The organism is Salinibacterium sp. PAMC 21357, assembly GCF_000247645.1.
Lineage (GTDB): Bacteria > Actinomycetota > Actinomycetes > Actinomycetales > Microbacteriaceae > Rhodoglobus.
The window spans coordinates 131,650-146,337 of the sequence record NZ_AHWA01000006.1 but is presented as its reverse complement, the minus strand read 5'-3'; the positions used below and the strand labels follow the sequence as shown (position 1 = coordinate 146,337).

10 protein-coding genes and 1 pseudogene are annotated in these 14,688 nt (G+C 59.8%); 4 read left to right on the top strand and 7 right to left on the bottom strand.

The genetic code is table 11. From position 1 onward, the window contains the following. Positions 1 to 64: 64 nt before the first annotated feature. The 4 genes from hrpA to ON14_RS13255 all read left to right on the top strand — a co-directional run bounded on the left by hrpA (position 65) and on the right by ON14_RS13255 (position 6,931). Positions 65 to 4,012, top strand: coding sequence for an ATP-dependent RNA helicase HrpA (gene hrpA / locus ON14_RS13270; protein ID WP_010205813.1), 3,948 nt, complete (start codon positions 65 to 67; stop codon positions 4,010 to 4,012). Positions 4,013 to 4,111: 99 nt separating this feature from the next. After that, a complete protein-coding gene (locus ON14_RS13265) occupies positions 4,112 to 4,966 on the top strand; it encodes an HpcH/HpaI aldolase/citrate lyase family protein (protein WP_010205812.1) in 855 nt (284 codons plus the stop codon). A gap of 55 nt (positions 4,967 to 5,021) precedes the next feature. Next, complete coding sequence (locus ON14_RS13260) at positions 5,022 to 6,179, top strand: thiolase family protein (protein ID WP_010205811.1); 1,158 nt, start codon at positions 5,022 to 5,024, stop codon at positions 6,177 to 6,179. Beyond that, positions 6,176 to 6,931 (top strand): 3-hydroxyacyl-CoA dehydrogenase, encoded by a 756-nt coding sequence (locus ON14_RS13255; RefSeq protein WP_010205810.1) that lies wholly within the window; start codon positions 6,176 to 6,178, stop codon positions 6,929 to 6,931. The genes ON14_RS13260 and ON14_RS13255 overlap by 4 nt, the downstream gene beginning before the upstream one ends. Before the next feature lie 33 nt (positions 6,932 to 6,964). Here ON14_RS13255 and ON14_RS13250 read toward each other — a convergent pair whose 3' ends face one another. From ON14_RS13250 to ON14_RS13215, 7 genes and pseudogenes are all read right to left on the bottom strand, one after another. After that, positions 6,965 to 7,744, bottom strand: coding sequence for an amino acid ABC transporter ATP-binding protein (locus ON14_RS13250; RefSeq protein ID WP_158000102.1), 780 nt, complete (start codon positions 7,742 to 7,744; stop codon positions 6,965 to 6,967). Beyond that, complete coding sequence (locus ON14_RS13245; RefSeq protein WP_026037739.1) at positions 7,744 to 8,766, bottom strand: amino acid ABC transporter permease; 1,023 nt, start codon at positions 8,764 to 8,766, stop codon at positions 7,744 to 7,746. Before ON14_RS13245 ends, ON14_RS13250 begins: the two co-directional genes overlap by 1 nt. A 3-nt stretch (positions 8,767 to 8,769) precedes the next feature. Next, positions 8,770 to 9,666 (bottom strand): ABC transporter substrate-binding protein, encoded by an 897-nt coding sequence (locus tag ON14_RS13240; RefSeq protein WP_010205806.1) that lies wholly within the window; start codon positions 9,664 to 9,666, stop codon positions 8,770 to 8,772. A 214-nt stretch (positions 9,667 to 9,880) separates the two neighbouring features. Then, positions 9,881 to 10,408 (bottom strand): hypothetical protein, encoded by a 528-nt coding sequence (locus ON14_RS13235; RefSeq protein ID WP_202800967.1) that lies wholly within the window; start codon positions 10,406 to 10,408, stop codon positions 9,881 to 9,883. Between the two features lie 48 nt (positions 10,409 to 10,456). Next, complete coding sequence (locus ON14_RS13230) at positions 10,457 to 10,963, bottom strand: GNAT family N-acetyltransferase (protein WP_010205804.1); 507 nt, start codon at positions 10,961 to 10,963, stop codon at positions 10,457 to 10,459. After that, positions 10,960 to 11,958: a ribonucleotide-diphosphate reductase subunit beta gene (locus tag ON14_RS13225; protein ID WP_010205803.1), complete on the bottom strand. Its 999-nt coding sequence runs from the start codon at positions 11,956 to 11,958 to the stop codon at positions 10,960 to 10,962. Before ON14_RS13225 ends, ON14_RS13230 begins: the two co-directional genes overlap by 4 nt. A gap of 79 nt (positions 11,959 to 12,037) precedes the next feature. Then, positions 12,038 to 14,484: pseudogene (locus ON14_RS13215) on the bottom strand (ribonucleoside-diphosphate reductase subunit alpha). Between the last annotated feature and the right edge of the window lie 204 nt (positions 14,485 to 14,688).

Below are 14,688 nucleotides of genomic sequence, written 5' to 3'. Positions count from 1 at the left end.
TTGCAAGGCAATGATTAATTCTCCGATTCTCGCGGGATGCCCGACGGCCTTAAGCTGGACTGCTATGTCTGCCTCCGAAGTTCACTCCGCCAGCACGGCAGCCGCGCTGCCCACTGACGTGGTCGTGACGTACCCGCCCGAGCTGCCCGTCAGCCAGCGCAAAGATGACATTCTGGCGGCCATCCGCGACAACCAAGTCGTGATCATTGCGGGAGCAACCGGTAGCGGAAAAACCACCCAGCTGCCCAAGATTTTGCTAGAACTGGGTAAGACATCCATTGGGCACACGCAGCCGCGACGGATTGCCGCCCGCACCGTGGCCGAGCGCATCGCCGAAGAGCTCGGCACCGAGCTGGGCGATCTCGTCGGTTACCAAGTGCGTTTCACCGATCGCGTGGGCAAAAACACGCGCGTGAAACTCATGACCGACGGCATTCTGCTCAACGAGATCCACCGCGACCGCGACCTCAAGAAGTACGACGCGATCATCATCGACGAGGCCCACGAACGCAGCCTCACCGTCGACTTCTTGCTCGGGTATCTCAAACAACTTCGTGCCCGTCGCCCCGATCTCAGCATCATCATTACGAGTGCCACGATTGACCCTGAGAGCTTCTCGAAGCACTTCGATGGTGCGCCGATCATCGAGGTCTCGGGCCGCACCTTCCCCGTGGAGATTCGCTACCGCCCGCTCGTCGCCGAGGAAAGCGTTGGCGATGACCTCGAATCCGAGGATGCCGAAGAAGCTGCCGCCAACCGCGTCGATCGCGATTACCTCGAGGGCATCAACGACGCCCTCGATGAGCTCTCCCGCGAGAGCGACGGTGACGTGCTCGTGTTCCTCTCAGGCGAAACCGAGATTCGGGATGCCGAAGAATCCATCCGCGGACGCATCAGCGCCGGCAAACTCTCCGAGGGCACCGAAGTGCTCCCCCTCTATGGCCGACTGAGCTCCGCCGAACAGCACCGTGTATTCGAGTCGCGCCGCACACCCGGCACGCGACGCCGCATCGTGCTCGCCACCAACGTTGCCGAAACCAGTTTGACCGTGCCCGGCATCCGCTACGTCATCGATGCCGGAACTGCCCGCATTAGCCGGTACAGCACACGCGCGAAGATTCAGCGTCTGCCGATCGAGGCCATCAGTCAGGCCAGCGCCAACCAGCGCTCCGGCCGCTCCGGCCGAACAAGCGACGGAATCGCGATCCGTCTCTATTCCGAAGAAGACTTCACCGCGCGGCCCGAGTTCATGGAACCCGAGATTCTGCGCACCAACCTCGCCGCAGTCATCCTGCAGATGGTGTCGCTTGGCTTGGGCAACATCGCCGAATTCCCGTTCCTGCAACCGCCAGATTCTCGCGGCATCAAAGACGGTCTCGACCTGCTCACCGAACTCGGCGCTGTCGAGAACACTGCAGCGCTTCGCAGCACCAAAACCTCGTCGAGCGCGAACGGCCCGCGATCCGCTAGCGGCAAAGACGCGAAAGATGCCGCCCCACGCATCACCCGCATCGGTAAGCAACTTACGCAACTGCCGATCGACCCGCGCCTCGCCCGCATGGTCATCGAATCGAAACAACACAGCACCACCCGTGAAGTTATGGCTGTCGTCGCTGGGCTCAGCATTCAAGACCCCCGCGAGCGCCCGCTCGATAAGCGCCCGCAAGCCGACCAGCAGCACGCGCGCTTCATCGACCCCACCAGTGACTTTCTCACCCTGCTCAACCTCTGGAACTACCTCGAAGAGAAACAAAAAGAACTCTCGGGCAACCAGTTTCGACGGATGTGCAAAAACGAATATCTCAACTATTTGCGCGTGCGCGAATGGCACGATGTTTACCGCCAGTTGAGCCGCATGGCCAAACCGCTCGGCCTCGTGATCGGAGACGCACACTCGAATCCCGACGGCATCCACCGGTCACTGTTGGCCGGCCTGCTCAGCCACATAGGCCTCAAGGATGTCGCGAAGCGCGACTACATTGGTGCCCGTCAAACCCGGTTTGTCATCTTCCCCGGCTCGGCCCTGGCCAAGAAACAGCCCAACGCGATCATGAGCGCCGAGCTCGTCGAAACGAGCAGGCTCTTCGCGCGAATGAATGCGTCGATCGACCCGGTGTGGGCCGAAAAGCTCGCCGGCGATCTGGTAAAGCGCAGCTATTCCGAACCGCACTGGGAGAAGAAGCAGGGCGCCGCTGTCGCCTTCGAACGGGTGACTCTCTATGGCGTAACACTGGCCGCCCACCGACGCATCCAGTTCTCGCGCGTTGACTTGCCTGCCGCCCGCGAACTGTTCATTCGCCACGCCCTCGTCGAGGGTGAAGACGACCTCACGAAGCGCGACAAGCGCGTGTGGGGCTTCGATGCCTCCAACCGTGCCCTGCGCCGCGACCTCGAACAGCTCGAGGAACGCAGCCGCCGCCGCGATATTCTCCACGACGACGAAACCATTTTTGAGTTCTACGACAAGCGCGTTCCCGCCACTGTCGCGTCCGTGCGCGACTTCGAAGGCTGGTGGAAGAAAGCTCGTCACGACTCCCCCGACCTGCTCACTCTCACCACCACCGACCTCATCGAGAACGCGGATGACGCTGACGTGGATGACACCGCGTTCCCCACCACGTGGGTGCGCGGCGATCAAACACTGAGCCTCACCTACCGCTTCGAGCCCGGCACCGACGATGACGGTGTCACCGTCGCCGTGCCACTTCCCTTGCTCGCCGGTCTTCGGCCAGAAGGCTTCGACTGGCAAGTGCCAGGCCTGCGCGACGAACTCGTCACCGCGCTGATCAAATCGCTGCCCAAGCCGATCCGCCGCAATGTCGTGCCCGCCGCTGATTGGGCCCGTCGTCTGCTCGAGGGAGTGCCCGACGATCCGGCAACCGTCGCCTTCGAGGGCGGCCCATCGCTGACCGAGTATCTGGCGAAAGAAATCGCACGCCTCACCTACGTCACCGTCGCGACCACCGACTTCGATCTCGCTCGAGTCCCCGCCCACCTGCTCGTCACGTTCGCTGTTATTGACGAACGCGGCAAGAAAGTCGGCACCAACAAGTCATTGCGCAGCCTGCAAGCGAGCCTCAAACCCGTCGCCCGCGCGAGCGTGGCGCGCGCCGTCGAAGGCTCCACCCAGGGATCCACCGAACGCTCGGCCAACACTCTCGAACGCTCCGGAATCACGAGTTGGGACTTCGGCGAACTCGACCGCTCACGCGACACCAAACACGGCGGCAACACCATCCGCGCCTACCCCGCCCTCGTGGATGACGGCACCTCAGTCTCCATTCGCCTCATGTCGACGCCCTACGATCAGACCATCGCCCACCAGAGCGGTGTGCGTCGCCTGCTGCTCTTAGCGATTCCATCGCCGCTCGGCTACATCAACGAACATCTCACAAGCACAGAAAAGCTGGTTCTCGCCCAGAGCCCCTACCGCTCGACGAATGCTCTGTTCGACGATTGTTTGCTGGCCTGTATCGACTCCGTTATGGGCGAACGCGAGATCTTCACTCAGGCCGAATTTGAGACGCTGCGCAATGAGATTTCGGCAGGGCTGGTTGACTCGCTCTTCACCACTGTCTCGCTCGTGGCATCCATAGTTTCTGGGGTTCGTCTGGCCGACAAGGCGATACGTGCCGCTACGAGCATGCACTTGCTGACCCCGCTCGGTGATGCTCGCGAACAGCTCGATTCGTTGGTGTTCGCTGGCTTCGTTTCGGCAACCGGACTCACTCAACTGCGCCGGTTGCCTATCTACCTCAAGGGCATCGAACATCGTGTGACAAAGCTCACCGAGAACCCTGGCAAAGACCGCGGCTGGATGTCAGAGGTCGAACTAGCGACCCGTCGCTACAAGGATGCTGGCGGCACTCTTCCGCTAGAACAGCACCCCGAACCACAGATTGTCCGTGCTCGGTGGATGCTCGAAGAACTGCGGCTGAGCCTCTTCGCTCAGCACCTAGGAACCGCCGAATCGGTCAGTGTGCAACGCATCGCAAAAGTACTCGCTTCATAACCGACGCATTTTCGGCGTCACCCAGCCACGACCCGGTAACCTTGAGGCTGCGAGTGGCACGAAAATGTGACCTCTCTTCTGAAAGAAAGCAGCTCACGCGTGTCTGAAAGCAACACCGATCGCCCGACCACTCACGACGTTTCCGCAGAGATCGCCCGATCCTGGCTTCTAGTCGCGGCAACTCGGCCTGAAGAGTTTGATCGTGCTGAACAGTCACGTGCTGACCAGATCATCCTCGATGTTGAGGATGCTGTTGACCCGCGCCTCAAGTCTTCCGCTCGCGATTCGGTCGTCGAGTGGTTGAGCAATGGCGGCAGCGGTTGGGTGCGCATCAACGACCGCGCTTCCGATTTTTGGTCGGACGATGTGGATGCTCTCGCCGGCCTCCCTGGTCTGCGCGGCGTCATGCTGGCCAAGGCTGAGGCAGCAGCTCATGTCTCCGAAACTTTTGACCGCCTCAAAGGGATCACGCCCGTGATCGCTCTCGTTGAGTCTGCACTCGGCATTGAAGAAGCGGTCTCGATCGCACGTGCTCGTGGTGCGTACCGTCTTGCTTTCGGCAGTGGCGACTATCGTCGCGATACTGGCACCAGTGCCGACGACCTCGCCATGGCTTATCCCCGCTCGCGCTTGGTTATCGCCAGCCGCGTCGGCAACCTCCCCGGCCCTATCGACGGCCCCACTGTCGGCACGAACCACCCCGTTCTGCGGGAACAGGGCGGAATGGCGGTGTCTCTCGGCATGACGGGCAAGCTGTGCCTCGACATCGAACAACTTCCGATCATCAACGAGGTCATCAGCCCGACCCGTTCCGATGTTGCGTGGGCTCGCGAATTCTTAGAAGACTTCGAAGCTCGTGGCCGCGTCATCCGCGACGGCAGCGACCTTCCCCGCTTGGGCCGCGCCCAGAAGATTGACAAGCTTGCCCGTGCGTTTGGCGTTGAACCGGCCTAGGCCACACACCGTCACACCTCTATCGCGTACCTACCCGCGCGATTAGTCTTGAGCTATGACAACAGCAGTCATTGTCGACGCTATTCGTACGCCTTCGGGCCGGGGAAAATCAGGGGGAGCGCTTTCGGGCGAGCACCCGGTAGATCTACTGGCGAGGGTGCTGCGCAGTCTGCTCGACCGACACGATCTAGACCCCACAATCATCGACGATGTTATAGCCGGCTGTGTCACACAGTCGGGCCAACAGGCAATAAATATTGCCCGCAATGCGGTGCTCGCTGCCGGGTTGCCAGAGTCGATTCCGGCAACAACCATCGACCGGCAGTGTGGTTCTAGCCAACAGGCAGCACACTTTGCGGCGCAGTCTGTGATGGCGGGGGTTAACGATGTTGTGATCGCGTGCGGTGTCGAACTGATGAGTTCACACCCCATTGGGCAGGCAACGCTCGGTGAAAGCATGATGAGCCCGTTGCTGCGCGAGCGTTACCCCGCTGGCCTCGTCAATCAGGGCATCTCTGCGGAGTTGATCGCCGCGCGGTGGAACCTCGATCGTGATGACCTCGACGTTTTTGCCGCGGTCTCCCACGCGCGCGCCGCTCTCGCCGATTTCACCGACGAAATTCTTCCGATCGGCGACTTGCGCCGCGATGAGACGATCCGCCCGGGAACCACCGCTGAGAAACTTTCGGGGCTCCCTCCAGCATTTTTCGACGAAGAAATTGCGGCACGCTTTCCGGAAATCGGGTGGCGTGTGACGGCCGGCAACTCGTCACCGCTCACCGACGCTGCCTCCGCTGTGCTCATCATGAGCGAAGAACGCGCGGCAGCACTCGGACTCACGCCTCGCGCACGGTTCCACTCTTTTGCGGTGGTCGGCTCCGACCCCATCGAGATGCTAACCGGGATCATCCCCGCGACCCACCGCGTGTTGGAACGCAGCGGCATCCGGCTCGATCAGCTCGACAGCATCGAAGTGAATGAAGCATTCGCGTCAGTGCCGCTGGCCTGGCTGCAAGAGTTTCCCGTCGACCCCGCCATCGTGAATCCGCGCGGCGGCGCCATCGCTCTGGGTCATGCCCTCGGCTCCTCCGGCACCCGACTGCTTACCACTCTCGTCAATCAGCTTGATGCCACCCGCGGCCGCTACGGGCTGCAGGTCATGTGCGAAGGTGGCGGCATGGCAAACGCAACACTCATCGAAAGGCTTGCATGAAAATTCAGGATGCCGCAGCACTCATCACCGGCGGCGCCAGCGGTCTCGGCCTAGCCACCGCCCGCGCCCTCGCCGCGCAAGGGGCCCAAGTTACGATCGCCGACCTGCCCAGCTCGCGTGGAATCGAGATCGCCGCCGAACACGGCTTCCGATTCTCCCCCACCGATGTACGCTCAGAAGTAGACGTTCAGACTGCCGTCGAGCTCGCCAGCTCTACCGGGCCGCTGCGCATTGTCGTGAACTGTGCCGGGGTCGCCACCCCGGGTAAGGCTCTTGGCCGTGATGGTGTGCTGCCGCTAGACACCTTCGCGACCGTTATTGGCATCAACCTGACGGGCACGTTCAATGTGATCCGCTTGGCCGCTGCGGCGATGGTGGAGACTGAGCCGATTGATGGTGAACGGGGCGTGATCGTGAATACGGCATCCGTCGCAGCGTTTGATGGCCAGATCGGTCAGCCAGCCTATGCGGCGTCGAAGGCGGGCGTAGCGGGAATGACGTTGCCGTTGGCACGCGAATTCGCGCGTTCGTTGGTGCGCGTAATGACGATCGCTCCGGGTATTTTTCAGACGCCAATGATGGCAGGGTTGCCGCAGGAGGCACAAGATTCGCTCGGCGCGCAGGTGCCACATCCGTCACGGCTCGGACGGCCTGAGGAGTATGCGGCTCTCGTGCAGCACATTGTCGAAAACCCCATGCTCAACGGCGAGGTTATTCGTCTCGACGGCGCAATCCGGATGCAACCGCGCTAGCGGAGGCACCCGGATTGACCGGCGGTTTCCGAATTAGAGAACCTTCGAGAGGAACGCCTTCGTGCGTTGGTGCTGGGGGTTGCCGAGCACTTCGTCGGGGTCACCCGACTCCACGACAACGCCGCCATCCATGAAGACGAGTTGATCAGCAACTTCGCGGGCGAAGCCCATTTCGTGGGTGACAACAATCATGGTCATGCCGGAATCGGCGAGACCCTTCATGACGTCGAGCACTTCACCGACCAGTTCGGGGTCAAGCGCGGAGGTTGGTTCATCGAACAGCATGAGCTTGGGCTTCATGGCTAGCGCGCGGGCGATTGCCACTCGCTGCTGCTGACCACCGGAGAGGTGGGCCGGGTAGGCATCCTCTTTTTCCGCAAGCCCAACCTGGGCCAGCAGTTCCCTGCCGTGCGCGATGGCCGCTTCTTTCTTCACCTTGTTGACGCGGATGGGCGCCTCAATGATGTTTTCCAGAGCTGTCATGTGCGGGAACAGATTGAAGCGCTGAAATACCATGCCGATATCGCGGCGCTGACGGGCTGCTTCTCGTGGCTTGAGCTCATAGAGTCTGTCGCCGCGTTCTTCGTAGCCCACCAAGACGCCGTCGACGCTGAGTCGCCCAGCATCCACTCGTTCAAGATGGTTGATACACCTCAGGAATGTTGACTTACCCGAGCCGCTGGGCCCAACAAGGCACATCACTTCGCCCTGAGGAACTGACAGGGAAATGCTCTTGAGCACCTCGTTAGAGCCGAAGCTCTTCGACACACGGTCGGCATGCACCATGGGTACGTCGCTGACAGCTGCGTTCATCATTGGTGCTCCTTTCCTGTCGGATCGGTACTGGAGTCGTCAGTGGCGGATGCCGCACCCGGGGTCTCGATGACTCCGGTCTTGAGCGTGATCACTCCGGTCTCGGTGCCCGTCTTTTCGGGACGTGCTTGGCCGACCCCGCGCGAGAAGCGCTTTTCCAGGAAGTACTGGCCCACCATCAGAATCGAGGTGAAGAGCAGGTACCAGGCGGAGGCCACGAGCAGCAGCGGGATCGGGTCGAAGATCACTACGGAGATGTCGCGCGAGCGTCCGTAGAGTTCCAAACTGAACGGAATCGCGGTGACCAGCGAAGTGGTCTTCAGCATCGAAATTACTTCGTTGCCGGTTGGTGGAATGATGATGCGCATGGCCTGCGGGATGACGACGCGTGTCATCGTCTGCAGCCACGACATTCCGAGGGCCGTTGCCGCCTCGTCTTGTCCCTTATCAACCGAGAGGATTCCGGCACGCACGATCTCGGCCATGTAGGCAGACTCGTTGAGCGCGAGCCCAATGACGGCAAGCCAGAATACGCTGATGAGGTCGTTGGTTTCCACGGAGAGCCACGGCTCGGTGAAGGGAATTCCCACGTCGATCGTGGAGTAGATCGTGGCGAAGAGACCCCAGAACACGAGCTGCACGTAAACAGGAGTTCCGCGGAAGACCCAGAGGTATAACCACGCAATGCCCTTAACAACGGGGTTGTCCGAGAGCCGCATCACCGCCAGGGTGACACCCAAAATGATCGCGATGATCATCGAGTACACGGTCAGAAGGATCGTGTAGCCGGCGGCCTGCGAGATTCGCATGTCGAAGATGTATTTGCCGAAGTTCTCCCAGCCATACGCTTCGCGCTGCGAAGCATCGATGACAAAGAGAACAAGCATGGCCATGAGGACGACCGCGACGACGTTGCGCCACGGGTGGCGAAGGCGAATTGCTTTGATCGCCTCAGCTTGGTCAGCGCCGTGCGGCGACACGCTTGCGGGTGTCGCCGAACGGCCAGAGTCTGACACAGTCATCTACTAGCTGGTGGTTGCCGCGTTGATGGTGATCGACGAGACAGCACCGCTGAAGACGCCCCAGTCTTCGAGGATCGCCTTGTAAGTGCCATCATCGATCATCGACTGGAGGGCCGCCTGGAGGGCCGCGGAGAGCTCTGAATCCTTCTGCACGGCGATGCCGTACGGTGCGGTGTCGAACGAGTCGCCCGCAAGCTCAATCTTGTCTTCGACCTGGCTCACGGCGTACTGCGTGATGGGTGAGTCGGCGCTCATCGCGTCTGCACGACCCAGGGCGAGAGCGTTGGTTGCTTCGTCTTGAGTGTCGAACTTGAGGATGTCGATGGGCTCTTTGCCAGCATCGGTGCACTCCTGCGACTTCGCGGGAAGCTCATCGGTCTCTTCGTAGGTTGCAGTCTGCACAGCAACAGTAAGGCCACAGCCGTTGGCGGGGTCAACATCGACGCCGATCAATTGTGCCCACTGGATGCCGGCCTCGTAGTAGTTGACGAAGTCGACAACCTTCTCGCGCTCTTCGTTGTCAGTGAACGAAGAAAGCCCGATGTCATAGCTGCCACCCGTAACGCTCGGGATGATCTTGTCGAAGCTGGAGGGCTGGTACTGGGTCTCGAGACCGAGCTTGGCCGCCATCGCGTTGCCGAGGTCAACTTCCCAGCCGATGGGGTTACCGGCGTCGTCTTTGTACTCGTTGGGGGCGTAGGTCGGATCAATTCCGATGACGAGTACGCCAGCGTCTTTGATGTCGGCCGGGAGCAGAGCAATGGCAGCAGCATCAGTGCCAACCTCAACCTTGTCTCCACCGGTATCGGTGCTTGGTGTGCTGTTGTCACACAACCCGACAGCATCAGGGCCGTAGCAACGACCAATACTGGCAGCGCGAAATTGATTTTCATGATCCAACCTTCTCTTTATCCAAGTGAATGTGGTCGCCATTGACGAGGCAGGAATCCCGCAGGACGCACCTCGTTGAAACGTCGACCTAGGCAGCCTACCTTCGGGTGCGCGCAATTTTTCGCCCACTCGCGCCGCCTGACTGCGAGACTGCGATCAATGCGGCGGATATGTGCTGCACACGTCGGAATGCTGCTTTTGCTCCACTTTACGCCCGTGCGGGCTAGTACTCGCCCTGCGCCGCAGCCTCAAGTTCAGCAAAGTTAATGGTTCGTAACTCACGCAGCCGGCGCTTGCGTTGAGCGTCATAGGAGGGGTCTTCCAACGGGAGGTACGCCACGCGAAGTTTCGCGATGATGGCGGTGCCAATTTCACTCCAGGCGAGCTCGCGAGCCTCATCAATAATGCCGGAGATCAGTTCGCCATCCATGGATGCTTGGCGCAGTCCTTCAGCGAGTCCCTCTTGCACAGCGCGGTTGCGTTGCGTGTGGGATGCCCGAAGCAAACGTTCCGCCTGTTCGGCCAGCTGATCGAACTCGACGTGAACAAGGCCAGCAAGGGCACCGTCGTCGTAGTCGAGGTGATCACGGGCGGCATCCACAATGATTCGGTTCTTGACGGCCATGCGCACGGCGTTGCGGGCGATGAGCACGCCCTCTTCGACGACACGCTCAATTGGCGCCTCTTCGACAGGCTCGGGCGCCCTAAATTTGCCCAGATTAAGGCGCGGGCGCCGCCGAAAAAGTCTCACAGTGCAATTGTTTCGGATCGAGTCGATGAGGGGTATCCCCCATCTGGTTCAGCTTAGATTGCCCACCTGAACGGTTGACAAATTTTTCTCGTAACAGACGCTGAATGGGATCGCGGCGTAGGCACCGAAAACATCGATACGTTCATAGCCGAGACTCTCATAGAGCGCCATCGCCGGAGTTTGAAGGTTGCCCGTCTGCAAGATCAAAGAGTGCGCTTTCGATTCGCGAGCAACGTTCTCTAGCTCGATCATCAGACGACGCGCTGCACCTTTGCCACGGTGACGGGAATCGATAAATACCTTTTTTACCTCGAGCGATTGTTCAAACGGGCGAAGAGCCGCATGCCCGATCACTCTGTCGCCATCGAGCACTAACAGCGTGTGGCTGATGTCGTCAGCAGAGACCGTCAACGCAGCATTAACTGCGGTGCGCCCCACATCATCAAGAGCAGCTTGACGGCCGGCGTACATTGCGCCCGTCTCTTCATCCATCGCCGCTCGCTGCTCGACCGCCCGCGGGTCGAACCAGTCGACCCGCGCAACGGTCAGGTTCACTCGACTTTGGCTTTGGTCGTTGCCGACGCGTTGGCCTCGTACGAGGTGTTGGTCGACTCGAAGAAGTTCACGAGCTCGAGAGTGTCGTTGGCTGTTGCCATCCACTTCGCCGGATTCGACACCTTGTAGTGCGCGTCGAATCCGAGCTCCTCAAGACGGCGATCAGCCAAGTACTTGACGTACTGGTTGATGTAGTTGGCGTTGAGGCCGAGGATGCCGCCGGGGAGAAGGTCGTGGTTGTAGGCCTCTTCCATTTCCACAGCATCCAGAATCATCTGACGGATTTCGTCAGCAAACTCTTCCGTCAGAATCTCTGGGTTCTCTTCCATCACCGTGAGAATCAGGTTGATGCCGAACTTGAGGTGCAAGCTTTCGTCGCGAACAACCCAGTCCATGAGCGAACCGAAGTTGCGCAGCAGGTTGCGCTGACGGAACGATAGAGCAACCATGAATCCCGAGTAGAACCAGATGCCTTCGAGCACCACGTTGTAGGCAACGAGGTTGCGGATGAAGTCCTGCTTGCCCTCGATGGTGTTGATGTCGAGAGTTTGCTCCGTCATGCGACGGATGTACTTCATTTCGAACTCTTCTTTGCGCGCCATCGAAGGAACGTCAACGTGAGAGTTGTAGGCCGCTTCACGGTCGATGGGGAAAGTTTCGAGCACGTACTCGAAGCTCATGCAGTGGTTCGCTTCTTCCCACATTTGCTTCGCCAAGTAGAGCGAGCATTCTGCGGCCGAAACGTAGGGGTACACACCAAAGGCCAAGGCCTTGTTGACGAGCAACTCGTTCGGGTTGAAGTAGCTCATGAGGAAGGTCACGGCGTGACGCTCTTCATCAGTCATCTTCTTGAAGTCGGCGATGTCTTCGCCCAGCTGGATCTCGTTAGGGAACCAGGTGTTAGCAACGGCCTGGTCATACAGGTCCATGGCCCATTGGTACTTAATGGGCTTCAGCAGAAGGCCGTCTTGTAGGCCCGTTCCTAGAATTCCCATTACTGGCAGCTATCGCACTGCAGGTCGTCCATGGGATCCACCGGCACGAAGTAGTCGTCGATGGTGTTTTCGCGGTTCATTATGAGTCTGCTTTCTTTGCGAATCCGCCGAAACCTCGGCGGGCGGGTGCGGGGGCTGATCCCGTAGTGGTTGAGCCGGCCGTGGCAGTTGCTGCCTTGCCCGACGAAATTTCTTCTGACTTGTTGACCTTCACGGTGGACTGCTCCGCTTGGTGGCGGGGCTTCATGTGCAGGTAGTAGGTGGTCTTGACTCCGCGAGACCACGCATCATGGTAGATGTCCATCATGTCGCCGAGGTCACGCGTCTCGAGGTACATGTTGCGGCTGATGGCCTGGTCGATCCACTTCTGGGCCCGGGCAGCAACCTCAAGGAATGAGTACGGCGAGAGCTGGAAGCTCGTCTTGAATACTGCCTTGATGTCGTCGGGGATGCCGGCAACGTTTTGGATGTCGCCCTGGCTTCGCAGGATCGCTTCGCGGTTCTGCTCCCAGAGGCCGTGCTCCTGAAGAGTCGCAACAAGGTTGCGGTTCACTTCAAGGAACTTGCCGTTCGAGGTCGAGCGGCTGAAGATCTGGGAGAACTGGGGGTCGAGGCCGGGAGTGGTACCGGCAACGAGACCAATGGATGCGGTGGGAGCGATCGCCATGAGCGTTGCGTTACGCATTCCACCCTTGACCTTCTCGCGCATGGCATCCCAGTCAAGCCGCGTCTTGCGGTTGACCTTGATTTCCATGCCACGGTCTTGTTCGGTGAGCGCGATGGAGTCGAGCGGCACGAGACCCTCTGACCAACGGCTGCCTTCGAAGTTCGTGTACGAACCGCGCTCTTTGGCGAGCTCGGTGCTGGCATCGATCGCCGCGTAGGAGACGTGCTCCATGATTTCGTCGATGAGGTCGTAGGCCTCTTCGCTCTCGTAGCTGAAGCCGAGCTTCTCGATGATGTCGGTGAAGCCCATAACGCCAAGGCCGACCGCGCGGTTTTGCTCGTTGGAGAAGTCTGCTTCTTTCACGCTGGAGCGGGTGATGTCAATGAGGTTGTCGAGCTGGCGAACGGCCAGTTTGGCGCTCTCGGCGATCTTCACGAAGTCCACTCCGCCTTCGGGCAGAAGGTGACGCGACAGGTTGATCGAGGCGAGGTTGCAGACGGAGACGTTGTCTTCGTCTTGCGGGAGCGTGATCTCGGTGCAGAGGTTGGAGAGGTGGATCGTGCCCGTGTTGTTGTTGAGCGCACGGTTGTTGATCGTGTCTTTGAAGGTCAACCACGGGTGGCTCGACGTTTGCAACGAGATGAGGATCGACTTGAACTGCTCGCGAGCACCGATCTTCTTGAACATGTGCATTTCGCCGGCATCCGCCATCGCAACATATTCGTTGTAGCGCTTCGAGAACGCCTGGCCGTACAGCTCGTTGAGGTCAGTGACTTCGAGCGGGTCGAAGAGGTACCAGGAGTCGTCGTTCTGAACGCGCTTCATGAACTCGTCGCTGATCCAGACGGCCGTGTTGGCGGTGCGGGTGCGGCGGTAAGGGTCACCAGAGTTGCTGCGGAGTTCGAGGAACTCCGGGAAGTCCATGTGCCAGTTCTCCATGTAGAAGCACAGCGCGCCGAACTTCTTGCCACCGCGGCTGACCGCACGAAGGATCGAGTCGATCGTGTGCATGAAGGGGATGGGGCCGGTGGAGGTGGTGTTGTTCGAGCGGATGGGCGAACCCTGAGCGCGCAGCTTGGTGACCGAGAGGCCGATTCCGCCGGTGCCCTTGGTGAGCCACATGACATCGCGCGTCGTCTTGGCGATGTGCTCCATGTCGTCTTGCATTTCCATGACGAAGCAGTTGGCGAGCTGGGGGTAGATCGTTCCCGCGTTCACGAGAGTGGAGCCGGCAGCCAAGTATTCCAGGCTGGACATTTTTTCGTAGAACTTGAGGGCTGCCTCGTTGGGGTTCGCCTCGTTGAGCGAGAGGCCCATCGCGATGCGCATCCAGAAGTACTGCGGAACCTCGAGGGCGTCGCCGTTGCGGCCCTTGATGCCATAGCGGTTGTTGAGGGTGACAACACCGATGTACTTGAGCAGCTCATCGTGAGCGGGCTCAAGGTGCTCGGCGAGAGCGTCCAAGTCGAACATGCTGGTGAGGCGAGGGTCGAGCAGGCCTTCTTCAACACCACGAATGATGTTGGGGCCAAAGTGCTCTTTGTGTAGGCGCTTGAGGTCAGCGTTGTCGGTGTAGTCGCCGAGCACACGCTTGTAGATCGTCTTGAGAAGAAGACGGGCAGCGACAGTGTCGAAAGCTGGGTCGTCTTTAACGTTCTGGAGCGCAACTTGGATCACGGCTTCGTCGAGCTGCTGCGTCGTGATGCCATCAAACAGCGTCAGTTCGAGCTCGGAGGCGATCTGGGTGACCACGTGATGTTGTCGTCGAGACCAGTGGCCGCATCTTCAATTGCGAGGTTGATCTTGTTTGCGTCGTACGGCTCTCGCTGACCGTTGCGCTTGACGACTGTAATTGCCACAAAAACTCCCTATATCCCCGTAAAACTAACAAATCCGCGACCCCCTGTGAAGCGGTTACACCACTATATATCGTGGGTACCGCAGGCCGCCAACCCTAGATGTAGTGGGCGTGTCCTCCACAGTTGTGGATAAGTTCACGGACTTTTCCACAGCCTATGGATAACCTCTGACACTCGAAAGACGCCCGAATTCTCGGGATTTTC